Origin of the sequence: Cryobacterium psychrotolerans (assembly GCF_900101115.1) — a bacterium.
Lineage (GTDB): Bacteria > Actinomycetota > Actinomycetes > Actinomycetales > Microbacteriaceae > Cryobacterium > Cryobacterium psychrotolerans.
Window position 1 is genome coordinate 29,865 of sequence record NZ_FNFU01000002.1, and the last position, 26,990, is coordinate 56,854.

The 26,990-nt window shown below is 68.2% G+C and carries 25 protein-coding genes; 15 read left to right on the forward strand and 10 right to left on the reverse strand.

Going from position 1 to position 26,990, the window contains the following annotated elements; genetic code table 11:
* Nucleotides 1–40: 40 nt before the first annotated feature.
* Both BLQ39_RS15740 and BLQ39_RS01740 read right to left on the reverse strand, forming a co-directional pair.
* Nucleotides 41–721, reverse strand: a complete 681-nt coding sequence (locus tag BLQ39_RS15740) for a class F sortase (RefSeq protein WP_092321371.1) — start codon at nucleotides 719–721, stop codon at nucleotides 41–43.
* A complete protein-coding gene (locus BLQ39_RS01740) occupies nucleotides 705–1,607 on the reverse strand; it encodes a hypothetical protein (protein ID WP_092321372.1) in 903 nt (300 codons plus the stop codon). The genes BLQ39_RS15740 and BLQ39_RS01740 overlap by 17 nt, the downstream gene beginning before the upstream one ends.
* A gap of 156 nt (nucleotides 1,608–1,763) precedes the next feature.
* On the opposite strand from BLQ39_RS01740, the gene BLQ39_RS16330 reads away from it, so the two are divergent.
* Complete coding sequence (locus tag BLQ39_RS16330) at nucleotides 1,764–1,880, forward strand: DUF8730 family Cys-rich protein (protein WP_501037279.1); 117 nt, start codon at nucleotides 1,764–1,766, stop codon at nucleotides 1,878–1,880.
* Here BLQ39_RS16330 and BLQ39_RS01745 read toward each other — a convergent pair.
* Both BLQ39_RS01745 and BLQ39_RS01750 read right to left on the reverse strand, forming a co-directional pair.
* Nucleotides 1,877–2,752, reverse strand: coding sequence for a hypothetical protein (locus tag BLQ39_RS01745; protein WP_092321373.1), 876 nt, complete (start codon nucleotides 2,750–2,752; stop codon nucleotides 1,877–1,879). The genes BLQ39_RS16330 and BLQ39_RS01745 overlap by 4 nt on opposite strands.
* A 47-nt stretch (nucleotides 2,753–2,799) precedes the next feature.
* On the reverse strand, nucleotides 2,800–3,576 hold the full coding sequence (locus tag BLQ39_RS01750) for a GntR family transcriptional regulator (protein ID WP_092321374.1): 777 nt from the start codon (nucleotides 3,574–3,576) through the stop codon (nucleotides 2,800–2,802).
* A gap of 68 nt (nucleotides 3,577–3,644) precedes the next feature.
* On the opposite strand from BLQ39_RS01750, the gene BLQ39_RS01755 reads away from it, so the two are divergent.
* From BLQ39_RS01755 to ligD, 8 genes are all read left to right on the forward strand, one after another.
* Entirely contained in the window at nucleotides 3,645–4,385 is a 741-nt protein-coding gene (locus BLQ39_RS01755; protein ID WP_092321375.1) for a DsbA family protein, read from the forward strand.
* Nucleotides 4,385–5,212: a cytochrome c biogenesis CcdA family protein gene (locus BLQ39_RS01760; protein WP_092321376.1), complete on the forward strand. Its 828-nt coding sequence runs from the start codon at nucleotides 4,385–4,387 to the stop codon at nucleotides 5,210–5,212. The genes BLQ39_RS01755 and BLQ39_RS01760 overlap by 1 nt, the downstream gene beginning before the upstream one ends.
* Nucleotides 5,209–5,550, forward strand: coding sequence for a DsrE family protein (locus BLQ39_RS01765; protein WP_092321377.1), 342 nt, complete (start codon nucleotides 5,209–5,211; stop codon nucleotides 5,548–5,550). The genes BLQ39_RS01760 and BLQ39_RS01765 overlap by 4 nt, the downstream gene beginning before the upstream one ends.
* Nucleotides 5,551–5,637: 87 nt before the next feature.
* Complete coding sequence (locus BLQ39_RS16050) at nucleotides 5,638–6,768, forward strand: PIG-L family deacetylase (RefSeq protein WP_241982770.1); 1,131 nt, start codon at nucleotides 5,638–5,640, stop codon at nucleotides 6,766–6,768.
* 101 nt (nucleotides 6,769–6,869) lie between these two features.
* Nucleotides 6,870–7,295, forward strand: coding sequence for a VOC family protein (locus BLQ39_RS01780; protein ID WP_092321378.1), 426 nt, complete (start codon nucleotides 6,870–6,872; stop codon nucleotides 7,293–7,295).
* A gap of 45 nt (nucleotides 7,296–7,340) precedes the next feature.
* Nucleotides 7,341–7,688: a zinc ribbon domain-containing protein YjdM gene (locus BLQ39_RS01785; protein WP_092321379.1), complete on the forward strand. Its 348-nt coding sequence runs from the start codon at nucleotides 7,341–7,343 to the stop codon at nucleotides 7,686–7,688.
* A gap of 138 nt (nucleotides 7,689–7,826) precedes the next feature.
* Nucleotides 7,827–9,788 carry a heparinase II/III domain-containing protein gene (locus tag BLQ39_RS01790; RefSeq protein WP_198417061.1) on the forward strand — a complete coding sequence of 654 codons (1,962 nt, stop codon included), beginning with the start codon at nucleotides 7,827–7,829 and terminating at the stop codon, nucleotides 9,786–9,788.
* A 51-nt stretch (nucleotides 9,789–9,839) separates the two neighbouring features.
* Entirely contained in the window at nucleotides 9,840–10,862 is a 1,023-nt protein-coding gene (ligD, locus tag BLQ39_RS01795; protein WP_092321381.1) for a non-homologous end-joining DNA ligase, read from the forward strand.
* Here the strand turns inward: ligD and BLQ39_RS01800 are convergent.
* From BLQ39_RS01800 to BLQ39_RS01810, 3 genes are read right to left on the reverse strand one after another with little or no spacing between them, the layout of a single operon-like run.
* Entirely contained in the window at nucleotides 10,859–11,785 is a 927-nt protein-coding gene (locus tag BLQ39_RS01800) for a cytochrome b/b6 domain-containing protein (protein ID WP_241982769.1), read from the reverse strand. The genes ligD and BLQ39_RS01800 overlap by 4 nt on opposite strands.
* Before the next feature lies 1 nt (nucleotide 11,786).
* The gene (locus BLQ39_RS01805; RefSeq protein ID WP_092321383.1) at nucleotides 11,787–12,758 is read right to left on the reverse strand and encodes an electron transfer flavoprotein subunit alpha/FixB family protein; all 972 of its coding nucleotides are present in this window, start codon (nucleotides 12,756–12,758) and stop codon (nucleotides 11,787–11,789) included.
* Between the two features lie 11 nt (nucleotides 12,759–12,769).
* Nucleotides 12,770–13,549 (reverse strand): electron transfer flavoprotein subunit beta/FixA family protein, encoded by a 780-nt coding sequence (locus BLQ39_RS01810; protein ID WP_092321384.1) that lies wholly within the window; start codon nucleotides 13,547–13,549, stop codon nucleotides 12,770–12,772.
* Between the two features lie 128 nt (nucleotides 13,550–13,677).
* On the opposite strand from BLQ39_RS01810, the gene BLQ39_RS01815 reads away from it, so the two are divergent.
* The 5 genes from BLQ39_RS01815 to BLQ39_RS01835 all read left to right on the forward strand — a co-directional run bounded on the left by BLQ39_RS01815 (nucleotide 13,678) and on the right by BLQ39_RS01835 (nucleotide 18,793).
* Entirely contained in the window at nucleotides 13,678–14,817 is a 1,140-nt protein-coding gene (locus tag BLQ39_RS01815) for an acyl-CoA dehydrogenase family protein (RefSeq protein WP_092321385.1), read from the forward strand.
* Nucleotides 14,814–15,902 (forward strand): enoyl-CoA hydratase/isomerase family protein, encoded by a 1,089-nt coding sequence (locus BLQ39_RS01820; RefSeq protein ID WP_092321386.1) that lies wholly within the window; start codon nucleotides 14,814–14,816, stop codon nucleotides 15,900–15,902. The genes BLQ39_RS01815 and BLQ39_RS01820 overlap by 4 nt, the downstream gene beginning before the upstream one ends.
* Nucleotides 15,899–16,801 carry a 3-hydroxyisobutyrate dehydrogenase gene (gene mmsB, locus BLQ39_RS01825; RefSeq protein WP_092321387.1) on the forward strand — a complete coding sequence of 301 codons (903 nt, stop codon included), beginning with the start codon at nucleotides 15,899–15,901 and terminating at the stop codon, nucleotides 16,799–16,801. Before BLQ39_RS01820 ends, mmsB begins: the two co-directional genes overlap by 4 nt.
* On the forward strand, nucleotides 16,798–17,574 hold the full coding sequence (locus BLQ39_RS01830) for an enoyl-CoA hydratase (RefSeq protein WP_092321388.1): 777 nt from the start codon (nucleotides 16,798–16,800) through the stop codon (nucleotides 17,572–17,574). The genes mmsB and BLQ39_RS01830 overlap by 4 nt, the downstream gene beginning before the upstream one ends.
* A 67-nt stretch (nucleotides 17,575–17,641) precedes the next feature.
* Nucleotides 17,642–18,793, forward strand: coding sequence for an acyl-CoA dehydrogenase family protein (locus tag BLQ39_RS01835; protein WP_092321389.1), 1,152 nt, complete (start codon nucleotides 17,642–17,644; stop codon nucleotides 18,791–18,793).
* Between the two features lie 114 nt (nucleotides 18,794–18,907).
* Here the strand turns inward: BLQ39_RS01835 and BLQ39_RS01840 are convergent, their stop codons facing one another.
* Together BLQ39_RS01840 and BLQ39_RS01845 are read right to left on the reverse strand one after the other, a co-directional pair.
* Nucleotides 18,908–19,504, reverse strand: a complete 597-nt coding sequence (locus tag BLQ39_RS01840) for a TetR/AcrR family transcriptional regulator (RefSeq protein ID WP_092321390.1) — start codon at nucleotides 19,502–19,504, stop codon at nucleotides 18,908–18,910.
* Nucleotides 19,501–20,346, reverse strand: a complete 846-nt coding sequence (locus tag BLQ39_RS01845) for a TIGR03084 family metal-binding protein (RefSeq protein ID WP_092321391.1) — start codon at nucleotides 20,344–20,346, stop codon at nucleotides 19,501–19,503. The genes BLQ39_RS01840 and BLQ39_RS01845 overlap by 4 nt, the downstream gene beginning before the upstream one ends.
* Before the next feature lie 175 nt (nucleotides 20,347–20,521).
* Between BLQ39_RS01845 and BLQ39_RS01850 the strand changes: the two genes are divergently transcribed.
* Nucleotides 20,522–23,437: a putative bifunctional diguanylate cyclase/phosphodiesterase gene (locus BLQ39_RS01850; protein WP_092321392.1), complete on the forward strand. Its 2,916-nt coding sequence runs from the start codon at nucleotides 20,522–20,524 to the stop codon at nucleotides 23,435–23,437.
* 92 nt (nucleotides 23,438–23,529) lie between these two features.
* On the opposite strand, the gene BLQ39_RS01855 is transcribed toward BLQ39_RS01850, so the two are convergent.
* Complete coding sequence (locus BLQ39_RS01855) at nucleotides 23,530–26,934, reverse strand: lamin tail domain-containing protein (RefSeq protein ID WP_134574516.1); 3,405 nt, start codon at nucleotides 26,932–26,934, stop codon at nucleotides 23,530–23,532.
* Nucleotides 26,935–26,990 lie beyond the last annotated feature (56 nt).

The following is a 26,990-nucleotide window of genomic DNA, read 5'->3' on the forward strand; positions in this document are numbered from 1 at the left end:
ATGACTGAAATCGACGTGATTGCGTCAGCTCCGAGCAGGGTCAGCAGCCGGAGCTGGTCGCGGCCTGGTCGAGTTGCAGCACGGCCACGACGTTCTCCACTGTGGCGGAATTCGGATCGTAGCCGACGGGTCGGTAGCAGCTCACGAGCACCAGGCGGTTGGGGATCGCATCCGTCATCTCGTCGTTGTTCTTGTACTCCGCCTTGTTGAGCGTGAGTGTCTTCTGCGTGACGTAACACAGGGTGCCGTTGGCGGTGTCGATGCCCGCAACGTCTCCGGCCTTCATTACTCTGATGCCGTTGAAGACGGCCTCGTCGACCCAGGAATGTCCGTACAGGTAGACCGTGTTGATCGAGTCCGTTCCCGCGGTTCCGCCGGTGATGGTCGTGTCCCACGAGATGGTCGAAAGCTCGGGCGGATCGAAGCCCCCGCGGTCGTCGATCATCTGCTGGGAATACTCCGACACGGCGCCGTCCACTCCGATGGCGGGGACGCGGAGTCGCAGAGGCGCCGAGGCGGCGATGACGAGGTCGGCGGCAGGGGCTGCCGTGGGCGACCCCGTGGGCGACGCCGAGGGCGCCGCCGCGACGGGGGTCCGGCGGACGGGGGCGGGAGTCCCCGCATCCGTGTTCGCCAGGCTGAAGCCAAGCCAGCCGACGGCTACTGCACAGAGCAGCGCCGCCGTGCCGACGAGCAGGGCTTTTCTAGCGACGAGCGCCAGCCTTGCGGGTAGCGAACGCTGCGGTCAGCAGGCCGCCGGCGAGCAGCATGAGGACGCCGCCTCCGAGGAGGAACGTTCCCTGGCTGCCGTTGGTGCCGGGCAGGCCGAATCCGTCCGTCAGGGAGTCGTGCAGGGTGTTCTTCAGCGGCGCGACCGGCGCGACCGGAGTGGTCTCCTCGGGAGTCGCTGCCCCGCTGAGGAAGTTGTTCGTCAGCGTCGCATCGCAGGTGACGCTGGCTCCGCCGCCGTTGGCCGAGTTGTTGCACTGGTTGATCGTGACCGGCAGCAGCGCGCTCTGGGTTGACGGGTGCACGGTGCAGATGACGCCGGTCGCGCCGCCGCCGCCGATTGCGGAATCGTTGCACTGCGTGATCGTCGCGCTGGATGTTGCGGCCGGGAACGGGTCGCAGATCATCGCCGTGCCGCCGCCGGTTGCGGAGCCGACACACTGGTTGACCGTTGCGCCGGTCGGAGCCTGGTCCTTCTCAGCCGCACCGGTGATGTTGTTGACCACGGTCACGGTGCAATCCAGGTTGCCGCCGCCGCCGTTCAGAGCGTAGTTGCACTGGCTGACGTTGCTGGTGAGTGTGTCGAAGGACTCGGTTGAGGCAGGGCCGCACTTGGACGCCCCATTGGCCCCTTCGCACACCGTGGTCGTGACAGTGGAGCTGTCCACCCCGGTGGTCAGGTTCAGGTTGTTCTCCACGGTCACGTCGCAGATGAGTTCCAGGCCCGGGGTGTTGTTGACGCTGTCGCACTGGGCGAAGTCCTGTGCGGACGCTTTCTCCGAAGGAGCGAGGGTGAGGCCCACGACAGCGATGGCAAGCGCCGCGACAAGGACGGAAGCCCTCGCCAGCGAGGACAGGAGGGGGGTGCGTGCACGCACAGGGATCGACGAAGCTGTTAGCACAGCACTCCTAAGGTAGGCCTCGACGTTAGCACGCAGCGGCCCGTTGCCGAGCCAGGCCGGCCGTGTCGCTGGCTATTTGATACCCCGGGGGGTATGATTGTCTTGACCGTTAGACCACTGAAGGAGAAACCTATGTGCAGTCCCGTCCGTTGCAATGTTTGCGCCAAAATCACCTGGGCCGGATGCGGCGAGCACGTCGCCAGCGTCATGGCTGACGTTCCGCCCGCCCAGCGCTGCACCTGCAACTAAGAAGTAAGAGGATGCTCAACGCATCCATCCGCGCCCGCGAAAGCGAGGCGCTCGAGCGACTGGCCGCCAGTACTGGCGGCCAGTCGCTTTGTTCTCTCTCCAGGGGGGCGCCGGTGCCCGCCACGAAGTACTACGAGGGGATGGCGGCGGCCCTGGCCGAGGTGCGACGGGCCATCCGACGCCTGCCCGTTGTGCCGGACGATGAATCCGGCAGCCGGCTGGTCCTCGCGGACACCCGTGCCCGCTGGGCGGCGGAGACCGGCGCGCCCGGACGCACCGGCCCGAGCTGGGCGGGATACCTTGCCGGCGGGATTGATGCCCTGGATCAGCTGGCCGCCGAACAGCCCGGTGCCGTCGCCGATCCCGCGGACTAGCCGGACCCGCGCACAGAGTTCCCCCTGCGCGAACTGATGGGGGAGAGCGAGCAGCACGGCCGCATAGGCCAGCAGGTGCACGGAGTACCAGCCAAAGTTCGGCAGTCGGTGGCGCACGATCACGAGCGATGTCGTGACCACGAGCACGAAGAGGGCGAGGGCGATGAAGGCCTGCGGCATGTCCTGCATGGTGGTGATCATGGCGATGGCCTGGGTCACCGGATCCTGGCGAGCCGCAAGGAGAAGCATGATGAGAAGGAGATCGCCGGCCACGAGGCCCGCGACGATGCCCGCTCCGGTCGGGATGTCGCGGAGGTTCGTGAAGTACGACACGCCGCCATCCGCCAGGAAGAGGGCCAGTACGACAGCGACCGAGAACCAGGCCAGGCCCGCCAGGGAATCGATCCGACGCAGGCGCCGCCGATGGGTGGTGGCGTGCGGGATCGAATCGCTGGTGTGCGTCACCGGAGCGAAACGAGCGGCGCTTTTCTCGGTCATTTCTTCGCAGACTACGCCCGCTCGTTCCAGGCGGGCGCCGAGGCGGGTCAGGCGGCGGGCACTCCGTCGCCGAAGGTGGCCGTCACGGCATATCGGTCGCCCAGGATATGGCTGCAGCGCAGTTCGATCGCGGTTCCCTGGTGGTAGCCGATCCTCTGGATCCGAAACATCGGGGCGCCGACGGCGCAGCCGAGGCGTTCGGCGTCCACTGCCGTCGCGGTGTCCGCGCGAAGCTCTTCCTGGCCGCCGTCCAGCGTGATTCCACAGCGTTCCCGCAGTTCCTTGTACAACGCGGTGTCGGCGAAGTCGACCTCGAGCAGGGCAGCGACCCGCCGGGCCGGGAGCCACACGTTGTCGACCGCGAGCGGCTGCTCGTCGGCGAGTCGCAAACGCGACAAGAAGAGCAACTCCTCCGTCGGCGGCAGGCTCAAGAGCGCGGCGGTGGTCGGATCGGTGACGACCCGGCGCGCAAGCACAATGCTCCGCTGGGTCATTCCGGATGCCTGCACCGACGCGAACAGGCTGGAGACGGGTCCGAAGGCACTCCCGTGCCCACCCATCACCACCCGAGGCTTCCTGCCGCGTTGGGCGGTGACCGACCCTGTCTCCCGCAAGGGTCGGAGGGCGTTCCGGATCGTGCCGCGGCTGACGCCGTAGGTCTGGGCGAGTTCGACTTCGCCCGGAAAACCGTCGCCGTACTCTCCCTCGGCAACGCGAGCCGCGAGATCGGCGCTGATCCTTCGCCAGAGCGGCGGCCGGGGGCCGGCGTCGTGCGCGCCGTCGCCGGCGAGGAGCCTGGCAGCAGCCTCACGATGTCCTGACACGGTTGTCCTTTCCGGTGAAATGTATATACATTGCAATAGTCCCGTCGATCAACCGGAAGGCGCAAGCCATGGAGTCTGAGCAACCGAAGCGCACGCCATCAGGCAGGTCCCGGCGACGTGGTCTCATCTACCTCATCCTCGCAGTTGTCGGGTTGGCGGTCGTGGTCGGAGTCGGCTTCGCGGCGCAGTCCGGCACGGCGGGGACGGATCCGGCCGCGAGCGACGCGAGTGGGCAGGGCTCGGACGAAACGCTGATCGACATGTCGCGTCGGATCGAGGGTGATCCGACCGCGCTCGGGGCCACCGATGCACCCGTCGTCATCGTGGAGTACTCGGACTATCGATGCCCCTTCTGCGCCGTGTTCGCGCGCGACACCATGCCGCTTCTCGTGGACGAGTACGTGACGAATGGGCAGGTGCGCTTCGAATGGCGTGACCTCACGGTGTTCGGGCAGCAATCCATCGACGCGGCCGTGGCCGGCCGGGCAGCCGGCAACCAGGGCCTCTTCTGGGAGTACACCGACGCCATCTTCAAGGACGCCCCGGAGAGAGCCCATATCGACCTTCCGCGCGAGCGCCTGCTCCAAATCGGCCGCGACGTCGGCGTGCCCGACATGGCTCGGTTCGAGAGCGACCTGAGCGACCCCGCACTCCTGAAGCTCGTCACCGACGACACGGCCGAGGCGCAGTCGATTGGCGCGACCGGAACGCCCCTGTTCCTGGTCAACGACACGCCCATCACGGGAGCACAGCCCCTGGCGGCCTTCCGCCAGGCCATAGACCGCGAACTCGAGGAAGCGGCGAAGTAGTGGACATCGGCTACGCGGGCGCCCTGATCGGCGGCGTCCTGACCCTGCTCAGTCCGTGCTCGGTCATGCTCCTTCCCTCGTTCTTCGCCTACGCATTTTCAACACCCGCAAAGCTCCTGGGCCGCACGGGCCTGTTCTACCTCGGGCTGATCACCACGCTCGTGCCGATCGGCGTCCTGGCCGGGACGCTCGGTGCGTTCCTGTTCCAGCACCGCTCCGAGATGGTGATGGTCGCTGCGGCACTCATCATCGGGCTGGGCATCATCCAGGTCGTCGGTATCAGGATGCCCGCGTTCACCCGGGGTGCAACGGCAGAGGGCACGTCATCGGCCTCTGTGTTCCTGCTCGGAGCGGTCTACGGTGTCGCCGGGGTATGCGCGGGCCCCATCCTCGGGTCGGTCCTCACGGTCGCCGCCATCGGCGGAAATGCCGCGTATGGGGGAATTCTGCTGGCCGTCTACGCGCTCGGCATGACCGTCCCCCTGTTCCTGCTCGCGCTCGTCTGGGACCGCCTGAAGATCACCCAACGCGGCTGGTTGAGGCCGCGCATGCTCCAGGTCGGACGGTGGCAGAACTCGTGGTTGCTGATCGTGTCGGGTCTGCTGTCCATCGGGATCGGCGTACTGCTGCTGCTCACCGACGGCACGGCGAGCCTCGGCGGCTTCCTGACCATCGGCGATCAGTTCGCCGCCGAATCCTTTGTCCTGACGCTCTCATCGGGGGTGTCCAACCTGCTCTTCGGCCTGGCGGCGATCGCCCTCCTGGTCGTCGTCGCCGGGATCTACTACCTGCGCACGCGGGCGCGGTCCGGACAGGACCACCGATGAACGACAGGGGAATGCTCCTCCACGTCAGCGGCGCAGACGCGGCGGGGATCCAGGCCGGAATCCGGGCCGCGCGGAATGCCCGGGCGTCCCTGCCGGCCGTGCAGATTGAACTCGTCGTCCAGGGTCCGTGCGTCGCCTTCCTGCGGGCCGGATCGGTCCTCGAACCCGAACTGTCGGCCCTGGCCGAGCAGGCCGTGCGCGTGCTGGCCTGCGGCAACAGCCTGCGCTCGGCCGAGCTGGAAGCCGACCAGCTGTACCGGGACGTGTCGATTGTCCCGGCTGCCGTCGGGCACCTGGCCGCACGGCAATTCGACGGCTGGGCGTACGTTCGAGTCTGAGTAGGCTGGCAGGAGTCTCGGCGCCCGCCGGGGCCCCCTATGCCGGTGGGCGTTGAGGGACGAAGCCGCCCGGAGTGAAGGAGCACGATGAACGTTGACAATCTGAGGAACACGGGCGAGAGCGCGGACCAGCTGCCGGCGTGGAAATCGGTGCTTGCGGTGGTGGCGCATCCCGATGACGAGTCGTTCGGCCTGGGCGCTGTCCTGGCCGCGTTCACCCGCGCGGGCGCCACGGTGGAGCTGCTCTGCCTCACCCACGGGGAGGCCTCAACGCTGCGGGGTGTCCCGGACGACCTGTCAGCCGTGCGCGCTGAGGAACTCGACGCTGCGGCCACAGCGCTCGGCGTCGGCCGAACGACTCTCTGTCACTATCCGGATGGCGCCCTGGGCACGGTGGGCCGTACCGAGGTGGCCGCGGACGTCGTCGGCGCAGCCGAGGCGGCCCGGGCGGACGGGCTGCTGGTCTTCGACTCGAGCGGCGTTACCGGGCACCCTGACCACGCGGCGGCAACGTCCGCGGCGCTGGCTGCGGCGGAGATCCTGAACCTGCCGGTCCTCGGCTGGACTCTTCCGGCCGTCGTGGCGGAACAACTGAACCAGGAGCTCGACGCCTCGTTCATCGGCCACGCCGACGAGGACATCGACGTGCGGGTGAGCGTCGAGCGCCAACGTCAGAATGTGGCGATCCGGGCCCACGCCAGCCAGGCCGTTCCCGGCAGCGTGCTGTGGCGTCGGCTGGAACTCCTCGGTGACACGGAGAGCCTGCGCTGGCTGCGCCGCTCCCAGGGCGCGAGCGAGGCAGCGCCGGCGCCGGCCACGGCCGCGCGAACGATGCGAGTCGAGCATCGCGGCGAGGATAAGTTCGACATTCGCATCCGCGGGCATGTCGTCCGCGTCGATCAACCCAGTGAGGACGGCGGGGAGGACACCGCCCCGACGCCGACAGAGCTGTTCATCGCGAGCCTTGCGTCGTGCGTCGCGTTCTACGCGCGCCGCTACCTGGCCCGGCACGACCTGCCCACCGAGGGGCTGGCCGTTGAGACCAGCTTCGAGATGGGGTCCAGGCCCGCCCGGGTGTCCGGCATCGAGGTGCGCCTCGTGCTGCCGGACGGCGTGCCGGCCGAGCGCCGAGCCGCCCTCCTGGCCGTCGCCGGGCACTGCACGGTGCACAACACCCTGATCACAACACCCCAGGTGACGATCAGCCTGGCCGAGTGATTCCCCGGCCGCCGTGACGGCGGCCGGGGCTCGCGGGGACGCCCGGACGAGCAGATAATCGACTCAGAAACCGGACAACCGAGAAGAATGAGGATTCGATCATGACCCACACCGTTCTCAATCCCTACCTCAGCTTTCGCGACACGGCCAGGCAGGCCATGGACTTCTACCAGTCCGTCTTCGGCGGCGAGGTGACGCACAGCACCTTCGGCGAATACCACGCCAGCGAAGACCCGGCCGAGCAGGACAAGATCATGCACTCCCAGTTGAAGACCGACTGGGGCCTGGCCCTGATGGCGGCGGATACGCCGAACAGCATGGAACTCACGCCCGGGAACACCTACGCGGTGTCCCTCAGCGGCGACGACGAGGTCGAATTGCGCGGCTACTGGGACAAGCTCGTCGATGGCGGCACGGCCGCCATGCCCCTGGAGAAGGCGCCGTGGGGTGACACCTTTGGCATGTGCACGGACAAGTTCGGCGTGAGCTGGCTGGTCAACATCGCCGGCGAACCTGCCGACGGATGACCCGGCGTTCGCTGCGTGTCCCGGGCCCCCCGCTACTCTGGGAAGGTGACTGATTCCCTGCCTCCGTGCCCTGAATGTTCCAGCGAACTCACCTACGAGATGGGGGCCCTTCTGGTCTGCCCGCTCTGCGGGCACGAGTGGGCACCGGAACCGGCCGAAGCCGAAGTGGCCGCGGACACCGTCATCACGGATGCCTATGGCACGCCGCTGGCCGACGGCGACAACGTGACCGTGATCAAGGACCTGAAGCCCAAGGGGAGTTCCACCGTGATCAAGGTGGGCACGAAGGTGCGCGGCATCCGGCTGGTGGACGGCGTGGGCGACCACGACATCGACTGCCGGATCGACGGTGTCGCCCTGCAGCTCAAGTCCAGCGTGGTGAAAAAGGCCTGACCGCCCGCCTGCTCCACGGCGGTGCCGGATGCCCTATGCTGCAGTCGGGGGAGGTCGCCGATTCCGGACTCGGCGACACAATATATGTCACGACGTACTCTGGGAAACCGCTCGCGGCGGCTTGGGGGTCGCGTTCTCGTGACCCTGACTGTGCTGGCACTCACGACCACTGCGACCGGCCTGTCGAGCGCGACCGCCCAGGCCGGTTCCGCGACGAGGTCTTCCGTACCGGCAGCCGGGCAGGATCCGCTGCCCGAGCCGACCGAGGCGCAGTTCCTCGACGGGCCGATCTACGTCGCACCGACCGGACCCCCGGCCGCCGACGCGAGCGATCCGGGGCCGGGGCCGGTCGATTCACGGTCGACCGAGACGCGGGCGCTGGGCCCGGGAACCTATACCTGTTCGGGCTACGCCGGCATCGACACCAAGAATCCGCCCAGCGCCCTGATGGCTGACACGTTCGCCTGGGGACCGTTCACGCCCTATCGGGTCGGCGACGGCACGGGCAACGTCAACTGGAGGGTCAACCCCTACAGGAACCCGTCCTGGTACATGTGGCTGCACTCCCTTCGTTGGCTGGGACAGGGCATTACCGCCGGCTCAGAGGGCGATCTGGTCACCCTCGAGCACACTGCCGCAATCGCCAGGGACTGGGTCAAGGACAATCCCTACTCCTGGAAGAGCGACATCGGCGCCTGGGAATCCACCATGCACCGGACCAATGTCCTCGTCTGCCTGCGCCAGTCCGTCCTGGCCGCTTACGGCGTGTCGGTGCTCCCCACGCCCTACGCCTGGCTGAACGCCTCGCTCCACGACCACGCCAAGTTCCTGATCAACAACTGGAGCGGGGCCTGGAACCACGGCACGGACGAGAGCATGGTCTTGTTCGGTGTGGGATGCCTGCTCAACCGGGCCGACTACCGCAACCTGGCCGTGACGCGCCTGGACTCGTCGATCACGACCGCGATCGACTCTCAGGGCTCCACGAATGAACAGTCGACCGCATACGCCCAGATGAACTACGGGCTCTGGGGGAGGGTCGAGGAGGTGCTGCTAGCCTGCAACGCCGTGCCGAGCGCGACCATCTCCGCGCGTCGGGCGCTCCTGGCGACGTGGATCGCCCACGCCACGAGCTCGAACGGCACCCTGCACCAGATCGGCGATTCGGAGCAGGTGAAGACGATCGGCTACCCGGGGACTCCGCTGGAATACGCCGCGTCCGCGGGCACCAGCGGCGTGGCGCCCAGGCAACGGGTCGCGATCTACAAACGGGGGTACGTCTTCGGCCGGTCCGGCTGGGGCAGCACGGTGAAGCCCTTCGCGCAGGAATCCACCTACAGCATCCGGTATGGCCGGTCCCGGGCAGTGCACGGCCACAATGACCACATGGCGCTGACCTACACCGCGCGCGGGCGCACCATCCTGGTGGACGGCGGCCACGCCGGCTACCAGAACGACTCCTGGCGTGCCTGGGCGAGGGGCACGACCGCGCATAGCTCGATGACGACCCCGAAGGCCGCAGTGATGCCGATCAACACCGACCTGACGCGCTACCTGATCAAGGACACGTCCGATTTCTTCGAGTTCCGCGACCAACCAGGTGTCGGGGTCTCGCGCACCCGCGGCGTCCTGGTGTTGAAGGACCCCGACCTCGTGGTGACCCTGGACCGCGCGACCTCCCAGACCTGGCAGCAATTCCAGACGCTCTGGAACCTGCCGGCGGACCAAAAAGCCACCGTCTACTCCCGGACGACGGCCATCGCGGCCGCTCCCGGCGACTCCATGCGGACGATCCTGTTCCAGATCCCGTACAAGCAGGAGCTGCCTCGGGGAGCGATCCTGGTCAAGCGCGCGCAGACCTCACCGATCCTGGGCTGGCAGTATCCGGACATCTTCCACCGCAAGGCCGCTCCGACAGCCATGTTCGCGCGCCAGGGCACCCGTGCGTCGATCCTGTCCGTCATCGCACCGGTCAGCGCCACGGGCGTCGTGATGTACAAAGTGCGGGCGTCAGGGACCTCGACAATCGTCGATTTCACGGTCGATGGCAAGAAGGTCAGCGTTCTGATCAGTGCCGGCGGCGGGCTGGTTCGCCAGTAGATCACCGGGCCAGGGGGCGACGCATCGACGTCCCCTGGGTATGTTGTCCGCATGGCGAGCGAAGCGGTTGTCCTCCCTGTTCCCGGGCCGCACGGCGGGCGTGAGGTGCGGATCTCGAGTCCAGGACGCGTTCTCTGGCCGGACAGCGGGATCACCAAGCTCGACCTCGCCCGCTACATCGTGGACGTGGGGGAAGCCTTCGTCGCCGCGAACGGCGATCGTCCCCTCTCCCTGCAACGGTTCCCCGACGGCATCGACGGTGAGCAGTATTTCTCCAAGAATCCGCCGAAGGGCGCGCCGGAGTACGTGCGGTCGGTGATGGTCGTCTATCCGAGCGGCCGGTCGCATCCGCAGCTCGTCATCGACGAACCGGCGGCCGCAGTCTGGGCGGTGCAGATGAACACCGTCGTGTTCCACCCCTGGCCATCCCGCGCCGAGAACACCGACAACCCCGACCAACTGCGCATCGACCTCGACCCGCAGCCGGGCACCGACTTCGACGATGCGGTCCCCGCCGCGCTCGAGCTTCGCGCGGTGCTCGCGGAGGCCGGTCTCACCGCGTTCATCAAGACGTCCGGGAGCCGCGGCCTGCACGTGTTCGCGCCGATCGAGCCGGCGCGGGAATTTTTGGACGTGCGTCACGGGGTGATCGCCGCAGCCCGCGAGCTCGAACGACGGATGCCCGACAAGGTCACGACATCGTGGTGGAAGGAGGAGAGAGGCGAGCGGATATTCGTCGACTTCAACCAGGCCAACCGGGACCGCACGATGGCGGGCGCGTACAGTCCGCGGGCGCTGGCGCACGCGCCCGTCTCCTGCCCGATCGAGTGGGATGAGCTGGAGACGACCGACCCCCGGACCTTCACGATCGCCACCGTGCCCGCGCGGCTGGCAACCACCGGAGACCCGTGGGCGACCATGCACGAGCACCCCGGCACGATCGACGAGCTGCTGCGCTGGTGGGAGCGGGATGTCGCGGGCGGGCTCGGTGAACTGCCCTTCCCGCCCGACTTTCCGAAGATGCCGGGGGAGCCGACCCGGGTGCAGCCGAGCCGGGCCAGAAAGAACGGTTAGCGCCGCACGGAGCCGGTCAGGCCGGCGAGCGAACTGAGGATAGAGGGCCTCGCGGCAATCCAGGCGACCGCCATCACGACCAGGGAGATCGCGAAGATGCCGAAGCCCCACCAGCTCAGGTCATCCCGGGCGGCATACATGTGGTTGAGGTTGCGCAGGGCCCCCGTCGCGAGCACGAGGGTGACGTGGACGATGATGAACCCCACGAACCAGAGCATCACCGGGAAGTGCACGGCCCGGGCGAGCGGCAGGGGGAACACCCGGTCGAGGCGGGCGAAGCGACCGGCCAGGCCCGGAGCCATCCGGATGCCGGTGATCAGGGCGAGCGGCGCCGCGATGAACACCGTGATGAAGTAGGCCAGCAGCTGCAGGGCGTTGTAGTTGACCCAGCCGTTCTCGGTCGGCCAGTTGAGCGACGCGTACTGGATGGCCACGGATACCGCGTTCGGGAACACGTCCCAGCTGAGCGGGACGATCCGCATCCACTGGCCGGTCGCGAAGATCAGCACGTAGAAAATCACCCCGTTGAGCACCCAGAGGGTGTCGAGGCTGAGGTGGAACCAGACGTGGAGTGCAATCCGCACGGGCGGGTTCTTCGTGCGCAGCAACCCCGTGTTGTTGCGGGTCCAGTACGCGGCGGTGCGCTTCGTGGTGCGGATCTGCCAGCCGGTCCGAATGATCAGCAGGATGAAGAACGCGTTCAGGAAGTGCTGCCAGCCGAGCCAGGCCGGGAAACCGACCGGGGCGGACTCCGGCAGCTCCGATTCGCCGGGGTACTCGGTCATGAAGGACGCCACGGCGGGCAGTTCCCGGATCATCCTGGCCGCCAGGACGACCAGGAAGAGTCCGAGGAGGATCGCCGGCACGATCCAGACGAGCTTGAACCACCGGCTCTTCGTGAAGCCGGTCAGGACAGAGGTCAACTTAGCTCTTCCTCGCCTTGACGGCCTCGATGAGCTGCGGCACGACGGTGAAGAGGTCGCCGACGACTCCGAAGTCCGCGACATCGAAGATGGGGGAGTCGGCGTCCTTGTTGATCGCGACGATGGTCTTGGCGCTCTGCATGCCGGCGCGGTGCTGGATGGCGCCGGAGATGCCGACGGCGATGTACAGGTTGGGCGACACGGTCACACCGGTCTGGCCGACCTGCATGTTGTGCTCGCAGTAGCCGGCGTCGACGGCGGCGCGCGACGCGCCGACGGCTGCGCCCAGTGCGTCGGCCAGTTCCTCGACGAGCACGAACTTCTCCCTCGAGCCCAGCCCGCGGCCGCCCGAGACCACGATGTCCGCGGTCTGGAGCGACGGGCGCTCGGAAGCCTGGGTCTGCTCGTGGCGCGCGGTCACCTGTGCGCCGACGGCGGTGTCGCCCGTCACCTCGAGTTCGTGGATGGCGCCCGCGGCCGCCGGGGCGGTGCCGTCGACCGACCCCTGCCGCAGTGAGATGACCGGGGTGCCCTTCGCGGCGCGGGCGGTCACGGTGAACGAACCGCCGAATGCCTGCTGGGTGACGAGGATTCCGGCGGCTCCGGCCGTGACGTCGACGGCGTCGCTCTGGAAGGCGCCGCCGATCCGCACGGCCAGCCGCGCGGCGGCCTCCCGGCTGTCGATGGAGTTGCCGACGAGGACGGCGGACACCTCGCCGGCGGCCAGGACCGCGGCCTGCAGTGCCGCGACCTGCGGGGTCACCAGCAGCGTGTCGGCGTTCTCGATCGAGGCAACGAAGACGGTGCCGGCGCCGAGCGCGCCGAGGCTTTCGGCAACCTCTCCCGCGGTCCCCGGTTCGACGACGATGACGGCGGCCGGCTCGCCGAGCCTGGCCGCGGCGGCGAGGAGTTCGCCCGTGCTCGCAGCCGGCCGGCCGTTGGCGAGTTCAACAAGAACGAGTGCGTATGCCATGTCTTTTCTTCCTAGATCAGTTTCGCCGCGGCGAGGAAGTCTGCGAGCTGCGTGCCGGCCGTGCCGTCGTCTTTCACGATGGTGCCGCCGGACCTGGCCGGTCGGGGGGCGACATCCTCGACCACGGACCAGGAATTTTCGGCACCCGTCTCGTCTGCCGGAAGGCCGAGGCCGGCGAGGCCGAGTGACTCGACCTTCTTCTTCTTGGCGGCCATGATGCCGCGGAAGTTCGGGAAACGCGCCTCGGCGATCTGTTCGGTGACCGAGACCAGGGCGGGCAGGGACGCGCGCACGTCGAGGTGACCCTCGTCGGTCATCCGTTCGCCGGTGACGCCGTCTCCGGTGACGCTGAGGGTGCGCAGGAAGGTGAGCTGGGCGAGACCGAGGCGCTCGGCGAGCATCGCGGGGACGGCTGCCGTGCGCCCGTCGGTCGACTCGTTGCCGGTGATGATGAGCTCGAAGCCTCCCGGGCGGAGGGCCGCAGCCAGCGCTGCGGAGGTCTGCATGGCGTCGGAGCCGACGAGGCCGTCATCGACGATGTGGATGCCGTTGTCGGCGCCCATGGCGAGGGCCTTGCGAATCGCGGCCAGGGCGCTCGACGGACCCATGGTGACCACGGTGACCTCGCTGCCCGCATTCGCCTCCTTGACGAGGAGCGCAGCCTCGACGGACTTCTCATTGATCTCGTCGATCACCAGGTCGCCCTTGCGGTCCACCCGCTTCGTCGACGGGTCGATGCGGCGGTCTCCCCACGTGTCGGGAACTTCTTTAACGAGCACTGCGATCTTCATCACACTCTCCGTTTTCCTCGTTGAAAGTGGGCGGAACGGTCCCAGCCTATATGGTCCAAGAAGTGGCCAACCGATGCGTCGGATGTCCTAGTAGGTTGATTCTCGCGCACCAACGGAGGGGCTGACGAATGTACGCACTAACCGAGGATCAACGATCGATCGTGCAGATGGTTCGCCAATTCGCGACCGAATCGCTGGTTCCGAACGCGGCCGAATGGGACGAGACGCACCACTTCCCGGTGGACATTCTGCGCCGTGCCGGCGAGCTGGGGATGGGCGGGATCTACGCAAGCGAGGAGTTCGGCGGCTCAGGACTGAGCCGGGCCGACTCCATTCTCATCTTCGAGGAACTCGCCAAGGGCGACACCACCATCGCCGCCTACATCTCGATCCACAACATGGTCACCTGGATGATCGACAGCTTCGCCGGCGAAGCCCAGCGCGCGGAGTGGGTGCCGCAGCTGGTGAGCATGGAGGCGCTGGGCAGCTACTGCCTCACCGAGCCCGGAGCAGGGTCCGACGCCGCGGCGCTCACCACACGAATGGTGCGTGACGGCGACGACTACGTCATCAACGGGGTCAAGCAGTTCATCTCCGGCGCCGGTGTGTCGAGCTTCTACGTGGTCATGGCCCGCACCGGTGACGCCGGCAGCCAGGGGATCAGTGCGATCGTCGTGGAGGCCGGCGCACCGGGCCTGTCCTTCGGTCCGCTGGAGAAGAAGATGGGCTGGCACGCCCAGCCGACACGGCAGGTCGTGTTCGAGGATGTGCGCGTCCCGGCGGCACATCTCCTCTCCCAGGAGGGTGACGGGTTCGGCATCGCCATGGGCGGACTCAACGGCGGGCGCCTCAACATCGGGGCGTGTTCGGTCGGCGGCGGCCAGGCCGCCCTCGACCGCACGGTCGCGTACCTCAGGGACCGCACCGCCTTCGGCGGACCGCTGATCAAGCAGGAGGCCCTCCTGTTCGAACTGGCCGACATGGACACGGCCCTGGAATCGGCGCGTACCCTGCTGGCCCGCGCCGCCGAGTCCCTGGACCGCGGTGACGCCGACAGTGTGAAGCTCTGCGCGATGGCGAAACGCGTCGCGACGGATGCCGGCTTCACCGTCGCCAATTCCGCCCTCCAGCTCCACGGCGGCTACGGCTACCTCGCGGACTACGGCATCGAGCGGATTGTGCGCGACCTGCGCGTGCACCAGATCCTCGAGGGGACGAACGAGATCATGCGACTCATCGTGGGCCGCAGCCTGACGGAGGCCAAATGACCAGCCCAAACGACGAGATCCTTCTCACCCGCACCGGCAGGCTCGGGCACATCGTGCTCAACCGGCCGGCGACGCTGAACGCCCTGACCCACGCGATGCTCCAGGCCATCGGCGAGGCGCTCAACGAGTGGGAACACGACGACGAGGTGCAGACCGTGCTCATTTCGGGCGCGGGCGAACGCGGCCTGTGCGCCGGCGGAGACATCGTTGCGATCTACAACGACGCGCAGGAGGGTGGCGGGGAAGCCGCGAGCTTCTGGGCGGACGAGTACGTCGTCAACGCGAAGATCGCGAGCTACCCCAAGCCGTACGTGGCATTCATGGACGGCATCGTGCTCGGCGGGGGAGTCGGGGTCTCGGCCCACGGCTCCGCGCGGATCGTCACGGAGCGCACCCGGATCGGCATGCCCGAGGTGGGCATCGGCTTCGCCCCGGATGTGGGCGGCACGTACCTGCTCGCCCGCGCGCCGGGCGAGCTGGGCACCCACGTCGCCCTGACCGGCGGGATGTTCACCGGGGCCGACGCCCTCGAGCTCGGCCTCGCCGACCACTTCGTGCCCAGCGAGGACCTCGTCCTGCTGGCCCGGGAACTCGAAACCGTCCCGGCCGCCGATGCCATCGCCCGGTTCGCCGGCGCCGCTCCGCCGTCGGCGCTGGCCGGGCAGCGCGCGTGGATCGACGAGTGCTACTCCGCCGACGACGCCTCCGAGATCGTCGCCCGGCTGCAGGCGTCTGACCACCCGGATGCCCGCGCCGCGGCATCCGTGCTGGTCGCGAAATCGCCCACCGCCGTGTGCATCACCCTCGAGTCGCTGCGCCGCGCGCGCCGGCTCGGCAGCGTCGAGGAGGCACTGAACCAGGAGTACCGGGTCACCGTGCGGCTCGCCGCGAGCAGTGAGTTCATGGAGGGAGTGCGGGCGCAGGTCATCGACAAGGACCGCAACCCGCGGTGGTCACCGGCAACCCTGCCGGAGGTGGACCGCGCGGTCGTCGAGAGCTATTTCGCGAGCCTCGGGCCGCGGGAACTCGGGCTTTCAGCACACACGATTGCCCCAGCGGGCGGCGCAGACAGGAGCAGGTCATGACGAAAATCGCCTTCATCGGGCTGGGGAACATGGGTGGCCCCATGGCCGCCAACCTCGTGCGCGCGGGCCACCAGGTGTCCGGTTACGACCTCGTTCCGGCGGCCCTCGACCACGCCCGCGACAACGGCGTCACGGTCCCGGCATCCGCGGCCGAGGCGGTGGCCGGCGCCGAGGTCGTCATCACCATGCTGCCGAGCGGCGCCCACGTGCTGGCGGCCTACCGGGACGGGCTCCTCTCGGCGGCCGATCCGGGAACGCTCTTCATCGATTCCTCCACGATTGACGTGGACGACGCCCGCGCGGCACAGGCGCTGGCGCAGGCCGCCGGCCACCGCGCACTCGACGCCCCCGTCTCCGGCGGCGTCGGTGGGGCCCAGGCCGGCACACTCACCTTCATGGTCGGCGCGGGCGACGCGGACTTCCAGGCGGCGGAGCCGATCCTCGCCCGGATGGGCGCGCGCATCGTGCACTGCGGCGGCTCAGGGGCGGGGCAGGCCGCGAAGATCTGCAACAACCTGATCCTCGGCGTGTCGATGATCGCCGTGAGTGAGGCCTTCGTGCTGGGGGAGAAGCTGGGGCTCACACACCAGGCGCTCTTCGATGTCGCCAGCGCGGCATCCGGACAGTGCTGGGCGCTCACCACGAATTGCCCGGTGCCCGGCCCGGTCCCGACAAGTCCGGCCAATCGCGACTACCAGCCCGGGTTTGCCGGCGCGCTCATGGCCAAGGACCTCGGGCTCGCGCTGAACGCGCTCGAAGCCACAGGGACCGCGGCCCAGCTCGGCCCGCTCGCAGCCTCGATCTACCGCCGCTTCGCCGACGAGGGCGGGGCCGGCCTCGACTTCTCGGCCATCATCAACACAATTCGTCACAACTCGAACCTGGAGGTCTCGGCATGACCGAGTACGACAACATCATCCTCGAGCGCCGCGGCCGGGTGGGCCTGATCACGCTCAACCGCCCGGAGGCGCTCAACGCCCTCAACCTCGGCATGCTGCAGGATGTCGTCGCCGCCGCGACCGCGCTCGACCGCGACCCGGAGATCGGCGCCATCGTGGTCACCGGGTCGGCACGGGCGTTCGCGGCCGGGGCGGACATCAAGGAGATGGCGACGAAGTCGTTCGTCGAGATGTACCTGGCCGACTGGTTCGCCGGCTGGGACCGCTTCACGGCCGTGCGGACACCCGTGGTGGCCGCGGTCGCGGGGCACGCACTCGGCGGCGGTTGCGAACTCGCGATGATGTGCGACTTCATCCTCGCCGCGGACACTGCGAAGTTCGGCCAGCCCGAGATCAAGCTGGGCGTCATTCCCGGCATCGGGGGTTCCCAGCGGCTCACGCGTGCCGTCGGCAAGGCGAAGGCGATGGAGATGCTACTCACCGGCCGCACCATCGACGCCGTGGAAGCGGAGCGCGCCGGCCTGGTGTCGCGGATCATCCCCGCCGACGATCTCCTCGACGAGGCCATGGCGACCGCGGCGACCATCGCGGGCATGTCGCTCCCGGTGGCGATGATGGCCAAGGAGGTCGTCAACGCGGCCTACGAGACGCTGCTCGAGGGGGGCATCCGCTTCGAGCGGCGGGTCTTCCACTCCACCTTCGCGACAGCCGACCAGAAGGAGGGCATGAACGCCTTCATCGAGAAGCGGCCACCCGCCTTCACGAACCGGTAGCCCGCGATCGAGCTTCCCTGAGGTAGTATTGCCGATAAGTGAATTTAGAATCACAATTGGAGTCGACGTGGATTTTTCCCTCTCAGATGAGCATGCTGACCTCAAGGCTGCGGTCGCCAGCATCGTCAAGCCGTATGGCGGCGCCTACTACGCGGAGCACTCCAAGAATCGCGAGCCCTGCGACGAGGTCTGGCAGGCGCTGGGTGAGGCCGGTCTCATCGGCGTCAACATCCCCGAAGCGTTCGGCGGAGGCGGAGCCGGAATGCTCGAGCTCGCGCTCGTCGCCGAGGAGAGTGCCGCCCAGGGTGTCCCGCTCCTCCTGATCCTCGTCTCGGCAGCCATCTCGGCCGAGGTCATCACGGAATTCGGAACCGATGACCAGCGCCAGGCCTGGCTGCCCGGTCTTGCGGACGGCACGTCGAAGATGGCGTTCGCCATCACCGAGCCGGATGCCGGTTCTAACACGCACTTGATCTCCACCACCGCTCGCCGCGACGGCGACGACTGGGTCCTCTCCGGCTCGAAGTACTACATCTCCGGCGTCGACGAGTCCGACGCCGTGCTCGTGGTCGCCCGCACCGGCCGCAAGGACGACGGCAAACCGCTTATGTCGCTGTTCATCGTGCCTGTCGGCACGCCCGGGCTCGACAAGACGCGGATCGAGATGGACGTCATGCTTCCGGAGAAGCAGTACACGCTCTTCTTCGATGACGTGCGCGTCGGGGCCGACGCCCTCGTCGGCGAGGAGGGGAAGGGCTTCGAGCAGGTCTTCCACGGACTCAACCCCGAGCGCATCACCGGCGCCGCGCTGTGCATCGGCATCGCGCGATTCGCGCTCACGCAGGCGTCGAAGTACGCCAGCGAACGCGAGGTCTGGGGGGCTCCGCTCGGAACCCACCAGGGCCTGGCGCATCCCCTCGCCAAGGCAAGCATGGAGACCGAGCTCGCCGCGCTGATGATGCGCAAGGCCGCCTGGCTGCACGACCAGGGCCTGCCGGCCGGCGAGGCGTCGAACACGGCCAAGTACGCGGCGGCGGAGGCAGCCCTGGCCGCCATCGACGCGGCCATCCAGACCATGGGCGGCAACGGCCTCGCCCAGGAATACGGGCTCCTGCCCTACTGGGGTCTCGCGCGACTGCTGCGCATCGCCCCGGTGAGCCGCGAGATGATCCTCAACTACATCGCGCAGCACAGCCTCGGACTGCCGAAGTCCTACTGACCCTGCTGACCCTGGACTCGCCCCCGGGTTGAGTCGCGGAGATCGACCCTTCGTTGTGAAATTGAGGGTACTTTCTCCGCAACTCAACCTGCGGCGGATGTCTGCGCTTCGGTTTTAGGGAACGGGAACGCCCGTCCTGAGCGCCGAACTGGCCATTTCGGTGATCGCGGCCACGATGCGGTCGGCGGGCAGCCGGTTGTCGTACGTGCAGATCGAGTTGATCAGGGCGAGCACGCCCTGCACGACCATGCGCAGTTCCGGCTCGCTCGACCCGGGCGAGATCGCCGCGCAGACACGCATCCATTCGCCGATCAGTTCGCGCTGCTGCAGTCGGAGCCGGCGCAGGTCGTCGGCCGGCAGGTTGCCGGAGTCGCGCAGGTACACGGCGACCAACGACCGGTTCTCGACCACGATTTCGGTCTGCTTGCGGATCATCGCGTCGAGTCGGTCCGGACCGTCCTCCGTCGCGCCAATGATGTCGCGCGTGCCCGAGTGCATCGCATCGATGACGCGCTCGAGCAGCACGCCGAGGATGGTGGCCTTCGAGTCGAAGTGGCGGTAGACGCCTGACCCGACGATCCCCGCGGCGGCCCCGATCTGCGCCATGCTGACCGCCGAATAGCCGCGCTCCGCCATGAGGTCGGCGGCTGAGCGCAGGATCAGCTCGCGCCGGTCGGCGCCCTTGGGCGACTTGGGCCGGGGGTCTGTCATTGCCAGCCTTCGTCCGCGGCGGATTGGCCGGTGTGCTGACCGCGGAACGTGCCCGGCGAGCGGCCGGTGCCGGCCGCTCCCGCGAAGGCCTGGGCGACCCTGAGCCACTCCTCCGCCGTGCCCGGCGTGGCGCGGAGGGACGTGTCCGCGCGATGTCGCCGCTGGGTTACCACCAGCGCGAAGTCGTTGGCGGTGCCGGTGACCCGGTCCGCGGCATCGGCCGGACCCCAGGTCCAGCATTCTCCGCTCGGGGCGATGAGCTCGAGCCGCACAGCCACCCGCGGCGCCTGCAGGCCGCGCTGGGTGAATGCGAATTCGCGGGTGATCACGCCGAGGTGGCACACGTGACGCACGCGATCGGTGAGCGGATGCTCCAGCCCGAGCGCGTCATAGATGTCCTGGCCGTGCGCCCACGTTTCCATGAGCCGGGCGGTGGCGCACGAGGCGGCGCTCATCGAGGGGCCGAACCACGCAGTGCGCGCACCCGGGCCGACCTTGGCGAGCACGCGGCCGAGCGTGGCACGGCTGTCCGCGAACCAGCGCAGCGTCGCCTCAGGGGGGAGGGCCCTGCGCTGTTCATTGACCTGGTCGACCCAGTCCGGTCCGGTAGCGCGGAGCGCTTCGGTGGACGCCCTGAACGCGTGCGGATCGGTGAAGCCCAGCGTCGCCAGATCGCCGAAGTAGGCGAGGTGCACGACCTGGTCGTGGACGCTCCAGCTCTCGGCGGGCGTGCCGAGAGCCCACTGCGGGGCAGGCAGCCCGGAGGCAACGGCGACAAGGTCATCGCTCTCCGCTTCGAGGTCGCGCAGGAGCGAAGCGAAGCGCTCGTCATCCAGTGCCACGGCCGTCTCCTCAGTTGGGTTCAGTCAAGTTTAACGAATGTGAATTGCCAATCACGAGAATTCGCGGATCGACACGCTCCGGCAGAAGTTCGTACCCCCGGATCCGGCGCGCCGGGGCTGTACCCTTCTAGCGTCGGTCGGCACGTCTGCCCCCCTTCGGTAAGAAGGGAAAGACATGCAGCTGGTCGGGCGTATCGGAGCGGCCCTGGCCGGCGCGGCGGGGCTTGCCATCCTGTACGGGTGGTACACCACGGGAGGCGCGATGCTTTCGAGCATGGTGCCCGGGGTCCTGTTGGTGGCCCCGACCGCGGCGTTCGCGCTCGTGCTCCTCTCGATTGCGCTGGTCGCTTTCGACCGCCCACGTCTCACCGCGGTCCTCGGTGTGGCTGTGCTCGCCATCGGCGGTTTGTCGCTCGCCGAGTACGCCCTGGGAACGTCGCTCGGCGTCGATACTCTGCTGCCGGGAATCGAGCTGAACGGAGATGCGCTGAGGATGGCGCCGTCCACGGCCTTCTCGCTGTTCGTGCTGGGCGGCTCGGTCCTTTCGAGCCGGCTTGCCCGGAGCACGTTGGCGCTCGTCCTCGCGGTCGTCGCCTTGTGTGTGAGTCAAATCGCGATTCTCGGCTACGTCTACGGCGTTTCTTCGCTGTATACCGTTGGCGGCTACACCAGCATGGCCCTGCTCACTGCCCTCGAGCTCGGAGTATTGTCAGCGGCGACCCTGCTTCAACATCCATCCGCGGGTTTGGCCGGGCTGGCGAGGGACGGCGGTAGCGCCGGAAGGCTGGTTCGTCCGGCGATTCCCTTCTTCATCCTTGGTCCGTTCGCCCTCGGCTGGCTCTTCTTGACCGCGCAGCGCATGGGCTGGTTCGACACTCCCTTCGCCTTCGCCGTCCTTGTCCTGAGCATGACCATTCTGGGCTCCGCGTTGACTTGGATAGCGGCCTTGAGGCTTCGCGAACTCGACCGGCAACGTGAAGGCGCGCTGACCAGGCTGGCCGAGACGAACCACATGCTCGAAACCACGGTCGCGGTCCGAACCCAGGAGCTCGCGAAGACCGCCGACGCACTCGAGGCGCTCGTTCGGCTCGCGCCGGTGGGCATCGTGCAGCTCGACGCCGCGGGAGGGCTGCTGACCGCAAACGACCAGTGGCTGCGCGTGAGCGGACTGACCCTTGAAGCGTCCCTGGGTGACGGTTGGATGTCGGCGCTGCACCCCGACGACCTCGATCGGGTACGCGCCGAGTGGTCTGAGAGCAGCGCCGTCGGCGCCGCCTATTCGGCCACTGTGCGTTTTCGCACCCAGGACGGACAGGTCAATTCGGTGCAGTTCACATCCACGCCGATTCGTGACCAGGGAATCGTGACCGGGCATCTGGCCAGCGTCACGGACGTGACCGCCCTGCGTGCCGCGGAGGAGTCGGCGTCGGCGGCCCGGGCGCGGTTCGAGGCGGCCTTCGCCTGGTCGCCGCTGGGAACGGCCATCGTGGGGCTCGACGGCCGGGTGCTGGAAGCCAACCGGCGCCTTTTCGACTTGACGGGCCGGTCGAGCGGAGTGCTTGACCAGCCCATCGAGACGGTGTTCATGGCGCTCGAAACCGTCGGCCCGGATGCCCTGCCGGCCGGTCCGCTGGAGGGCTCGCGGCAGTGCGGGGATCGACGGATGCGGCGCAGCGACGCCGAGGAGACCTGGGTGAAGGTCAGCGTCGCCGAAATCCACGAAGGCGAACACGTGGCGGGTCTCCTGTACCAGCTGGAGGACATCACGGCCCGCCGACTGGCCGAGGCCCGCGTGGAGCACCTCGCCTTCCACGACCCGCTGACGAACCTGCCCAACCGACTGCTCCTGCTGGACCGGCTTGCCCAGGCGCTCCTCCAGGCGGCGCGCCACGGACGGGGAGTCGCCGTGTTGTTCATCGACCTGGATCGGTTCAAGGTCGTCAATGACAGCCTCGGGCACCACGCCGGCGATGCGGTCTTGTCCAAGGTCGCGGAGAGGCTGCGCCACGGTGTTCGGACGTCGGACACGGTTGCCCGCATCGGAGGCGACGAATTCGTCGTCATCTGCCCCGACGTCGAAAGCAGCCGGGATGTCGCCCAGCTTGCGGATGCGCTCCAGAAGTCCATCGCCCGGCCGATCCGGATCGGCGATCACGTCGCATCCGTGGATGCGAGCATCGGCATCGCCTTCGGCGTCGGCCACGACGACCCCGAGTCGTTGCTGCGGAACGCGGACCAGGCCATGTACCTGGCGAAGGACCGCGGGCGCGCTCGGTTCGAGGTCTTCGACGACGATCTGCGTGGTCGGATCGACCGGCGACTGGACACCGAGATCGCCCTGCGCAGTGCGGTCGAACTGGGGCAGATCGAGACCTGGTACCAGCCGATCGTGGACCTGCGGGAGCGCAAGGTCGTGGCCACCGAAGCGCTGGCGCGCTGGCGTCGGCCCGATCGCGGGCTGGTGATGCCGGTCGAATTCATCCCAATCGCCGAGGAGGTTGGCCTGATCAAGCAGATCGGGAGCACGATCCTGAGCCAGGCGTGCCTGGCGGCCACCGTACTGGAGCGCGGTATGGCTGTCAGCGTCAATGTGTCTCCGCACCAGTTCGTGCGAGACGACTTCGGTGCGGTGGTCAAGCGGGCGCTCAGCAGCTCCGGGCTGGCTCCGAACCAACTCTGGCTGGAGCTGACCGAAAGCGCCGTGATGGAAGCGATCGGCTCGGCCGCCCGGACGTTCCAGGAACTCCGCGGCATCGGTGTGCGCCTGGCCATCGACGACTTCGGCACGGGCTACTCGTCGTTCACCCACCTCCGGGAATTCGATGTCGACCTGTTGAAGATCGATGTGACGTTCGTGCGCGATATCGAAACCTCCGCGCACGATCGGGCGATCGTGGAGGGCGTCGTGCGGTTGGCGGACTCGTTGAAGCTGGACGTCGTCGCCGAGGGCATCGAAACGACCGGCCAACTGGAGCTGTTGCAGGCCATGGGTTGCCGCTTCGGCCAGGGGTACCTCTTCTCGAGGCCCGCTCCCGACGCGTCACCGGTCGTGCACTTCGAGGATTTCCTGGCGCCGTCGGCCACAGGTTAGGCGCCGGCGGCCCGGCTGCACCGGCATCGGCCGCTTTCGCCAGCAGGGGCTGGATGGCGAAAGCGGCCGACATGTCCGGATCAGGTCCCGGGCTACCCGGTGGGACCGGCCCACAGGTCGTCATAGGAGACGACGACCGGGGTGGGGAGAGCGGTCCGGCTGAGGTAGCTGTACAGGCCGACCGAGCCGGCTGCCTGGAGTGCGGCGGTCGCGTCGGTCGCCGTCACCTGCCAGGTCGAGGGCTCTGTCGTTCCCACCTTCCAGACCTTTGCCCGGAGGGTGGTCGGCGAGGTGCCCACCACCTGCAGGCGGAACTGGAGGGTGTCGCCGGAGGCGAAGGTGAGCCCGGCAACCGTCGCTGCGTTCAGGATCGTGTCGGTGTCGCGCTGCAGTTGCAGCACCACGCTCCCGCTCGACCCGATGACCACGCGAGCCCCGTATTCCGAGGTTCCCACGCGACGACCGACGAGGCCGACATAGATGCTGCTGGTCGTCGGCCTGGCGAAGCTGGCCGTCGCGCGCAGCTCCGTGTCAGTCGAGGACACGCCGCTTAGGTAGGCGTTCCGCTTGCTCCCCGCGGACGACGTCACCCGAGCGGCGCCGCTGGACACCGCGTAGGCAGGTCCGCTGGTCGTCGTCCAGGCGCCACCGACCTCGGCCGAGCCGAGGCCGCCGGTGACGGTTCGGGTGAACGAATCCTGGGCCAGGACGTCGCCTGCCGGCGGCGGTGGCGGAGGCGAGGTGGCGACGGTGACGGTCTTGCTGGTTGTGCCGATCGCGCCGGCGTTGTCCGTCACCGTCAGGGTCACCGTGTACGTTCCGGCGGCGGCGTAGGTGTGGCTGGCGCTCACGCCGGCCGCAGTCGCGCCATCGCCGAAGTTCCAGGCGTACGAGGCGATGGTGCCGTCCGGATCGGAGGAACCCGACCCGCTGACGGTGACCGTGAGCAGGTTGGCCGTGGTCGTGAACGCCGCGGTCGGAGCGGCGTTGACCGGCCCTCCGCCCGTGGTGTTGGCCAGGCCGGGCGTGCCGCCTGTGGTCGAGAGTGCCCGCCAGTTGGACGGTACCGAGTTGTCGGCCGTGGGCGACGCCAGCTCGAGCGAGGGCCCGGTGCCGTCGGCCGCGGTCGGCCACGGCGCCACGTTCGAGTAACTGACGGAGTCGACCACGCGGGTACCCTGCTCCAGCACGACGGCTTCGCCGGAGTCGTCGAGCGTTCCGGTGAACTCACCGCCGACGAACCGGTTGGCGGCGGTGTAGCGCTGGCGGAACGCCGCGTCATTGGCCACGAAGACCACGCGGCCGCCGGCCGGGATGACGGTGCCGGCCTGGATCGTGAGGCCCACGGCGTTGATCGTCCAGCCCGAGATATCGACCGCCGTCGTGCCCGGGTTGGCGAGTTCGATGTACTCCCCGCCGGTGCCGGTCGGGTGGTACTGGATCTCATTGATCACGACGTTGGCGGTGCTGGACTGGGACGTGGGCACGGGCTTGCCGGAGCCGGTGTTGTTGTTGATGGCGTTGCGCCGGTCTGCCAGGCCCGCGATGAACGCGCTCCGGGCCGAGGACGGGGTGTATCCGCCCCACTTGGTCCTGTCCAGGTTCCAGTCCGGCGTCGTGCGGGACGAGATCGCGTCCCACTGGGCTTCGTATTTCCCGGTCGTCAGGAACTGGTCGGACAGGGTGCGAAGCCGCCGGAAGAACATGGCGCGGATCTCCGGGTACTTGAGCATGGCCTGGGTGAACCTGTTGCTCGTGTCCGGCGTGAGGAAGAGACCCTTGCCGTCCCTCGCCGGAGTGGTGAAGATCCAGTTCAGGTCCCAGTGCCACATCTCCCAGCGCCCGGTCCCTTCGGTGTCCCTGGCGATGAACCAGTTGTACCAGCCGCTGTCCGAGTGGCGGATGATCGAGTTGATCGCCATGTAGTTGACGAGTTCGGGGATGTTGACGTTCTGGTAGATCCACGCCTGTTGCGCGGCGGAGGCCGACGCATCCACTGCATTGGTCAGCGCCCAGGCGTCGGAGAAGTCCTCGTCCTTGCGGGCTTTCTTGTCGAGCCAGAGGGACGCCTCGAGGGCCGCCGGAGACGACGTCCGGGAGAGGCTGCCGCCGTCGCCCTTGTAGATGGCCCAATTGTCGACGCCCTGGGCGTCGCGCCAAGAGCCGTCTTCGGTCTCCATGATCCGTCCGAGGCTCCAGAAGGAGCCGTTGCGCTGCGTGCGCACCGGGATGATGTTCAGGCCGCGCGCTCCGGCCGCATTGACGGTGGCCCAGCCGACATCGGCGAAGTTGTCGGAGTAGTTCTGCAGCGCGAACTCGTCGAGGGGATAGGGCAGCTGGCCGCCGAGGTTGAAGTCGTACCCCTTGGGCAGCTCGACCTTCCAGTTGACCTTCGCCGCGGTGCGCGAGGTGTTTCCGCGGATGTTCATCAGCACGCCGTCGATGACCTGGCCGTTGTAGGCCCAGACGGCCGCGCCCTGGAAATCGTCCTGGCGGTGGTTGGCGAGGATGTTGTTGTAAACGGAATCCTCCATGAACCACTCGATCACCGGCAGCTGGCTGGTCACGCCCGAGTTCAGGACGACCACCCCGCGGTAGCGGACGGAGTCACCCGTCGCCGGGGCCGAGTAGGCCTTGCCTCCGGAGGCGGCGTCGACGCGGTAGCGGATCAGCTTGCCGGCGGTCTGGCCGGGGATCGTGGCCGCGTAGACGCCGTCGCCGGCGCCCCCGGGGCTCGCCGCGTTGTCCAGGAAGTCGACGGCGACGTCGCTCCCGAACATGACCTTGTAGGTGAGCGAGGCGGTGGAGCCGACCTGGAGCCGGGCCGAGACGACGACTGCCTGGTTCGCGGCGGGCCGGGCCGGGGTGGCCGCCAGCTCCGTCACGACCGGTGCCGGTCCGGTGCCGTTGATCGAGTTGAGGGCGCCGGGCGTGCCGCCGGCGACCAGGCTTGCGCCCCAGGCTGCGGCGATGGTGTTCTCAGAGAGGAGGTCCCGCAGCTCGAGCGAAGGGCCGGTGCCGTCCGGGGTCGAGGGCCAGGGGGCCACATCGGCGTAGGTAACGGTGTCGATCGTGGCCAGTGCGCCGTCGACGAGGGTGACCGTTTCCCCGCCGTTGCTCAGGTTGCCGCCATACACCGCGTCGGGGGCGAAGCCGTAGGTGGCCTGGAACTGCACCGCATCCTTGGCCACGACGTAGCGTCCGCCGGCCGGGACGGTGCTGCCCGCAGCGAGTATCGCCGTGATGCCGGCGCTGAAGGACCAGCCCGACAGGTCGATTCCGGTGGTCGACGTGTTGGTCAACTCCAGGTAGTCGTCGGTGTCGAGGTCGGAGCCGGCGTGATAGTTGAGCTCAGAGATTACGATGCCGCCGGGGTCTGCGCTGGCCGGTGGCGCCTCGGCGACCGTCAGGACGCCGGTCACCGCCACCACCAGTGCCGTGACGGACGCAATGCGTCGGTTGTGTGCAGAGGCCAATTTCGGGTTCGCAAAAGTCACAATTTTTCCTTCGAAGAAGGTGAGCGCCTGGGATGGGTGGCCGGGGCGCTCGCGCC

Bases quoted from the DNA above. Each gene is read 5' to 3' on its own strand.
- BLQ39_RS01840 (WP_092321390.1), bottom strand. From the start codon at position 19,504: ATGACAGACCCCCGGCCCAAGTCGCCCAAGGGCGCCGACCGGCGCGAG.
- BLQ39_RS01815 (WP_092321385.1), top strand. From the start codon at position 13,678: ATGTACGCACTAACCGAGGATCAACGATCGATCGTGCAGATGGTTCGC.
- BLQ39_RS01830 (WP_092321388.1), top strand. From the start codon at position 16,798: ATGACCGAGTACGACAACATCATCCTCGAGCGCCGCGGCCGGGTGGGC.
- BLQ39_RS01810 (WP_092321384.1), bottom strand. From the start codon at position 13,549: ATGAAGATCGCAGTGCTCGTTAAAGAAGTTCCCGACACGTGGGGAGAC.
- BLQ39_RS16330 (WP_501037279.1), top strand. From the start codon at position 1,764: ATGTGCAGTCCCGTCCGTTGCAATGTTTGCGCCAAAATCACCTGGGCC.
- mmsB (WP_092321387.1), top strand. From the start codon at position 15,899: ATGACGAAAATCGCCTTCATCGGGCTGGGGAACATGGGTGGCCCCATG.
- BLQ39_RS01765 (WP_092321377.1), top strand. From the start codon at position 5,209: ATGAACGACAGGGGAATGCTCCTCCACGTCAGCGGCGCAGACGCGGCG.
- BLQ39_RS01850 (WP_092321392.1), top strand. From the start codon at position 20,522: ATGCAGCTGGTCGGGCGTATCGGAGCGGCCCTGGCCGGCGCGGCGGGG.
- BLQ39_RS16050 (WP_241982770.1), top strand. From the start codon at position 5,638: ATGAACGTTGACAATCTGAGGAACACGGGCGAGAGCGCGGACCAGCTG.
- BLQ39_RS01755 (WP_092321375.1), top strand. From the start codon at position 3,645: ATGGAGTCTGAGCAACCGAAGCGCACGCCATCAGGCAGGTCCCGGCGA.
- ligD (WP_092321381.1), top strand. From the start codon at position 9,840: ATGGCGAGCGAAGCGGTTGTCCTCCCTGTTCCCGGGCCGCACGGCGGG.
- BLQ39_RS01820 (WP_092321386.1), top strand. From the start codon at position 14,814: ATGACCAGCCCAAACGACGAGATCCTTCTCACCCGCACCGGCAGGCTC.
- BLQ39_RS01780 (WP_092321378.1), top strand. From the start codon at position 6,870: ATGACCCACACCGTTCTCAATCCCTACCTCAGCTTTCGCGACACGGCC.
- BLQ39_RS01805 (WP_092321383.1), bottom strand. From the start codon at position 12,758: ATGGCATACGCACTCGTTCTTGTTGAACTCGCCAACGGCCGGCCGGCT.
- BLQ39_RS01745 (WP_092321373.1), bottom strand. From the start codon at position 2,752: ATGACCGAGAAAAGCGCCGCTCGTTTCGCTCCGGTGACGCACACCAGC.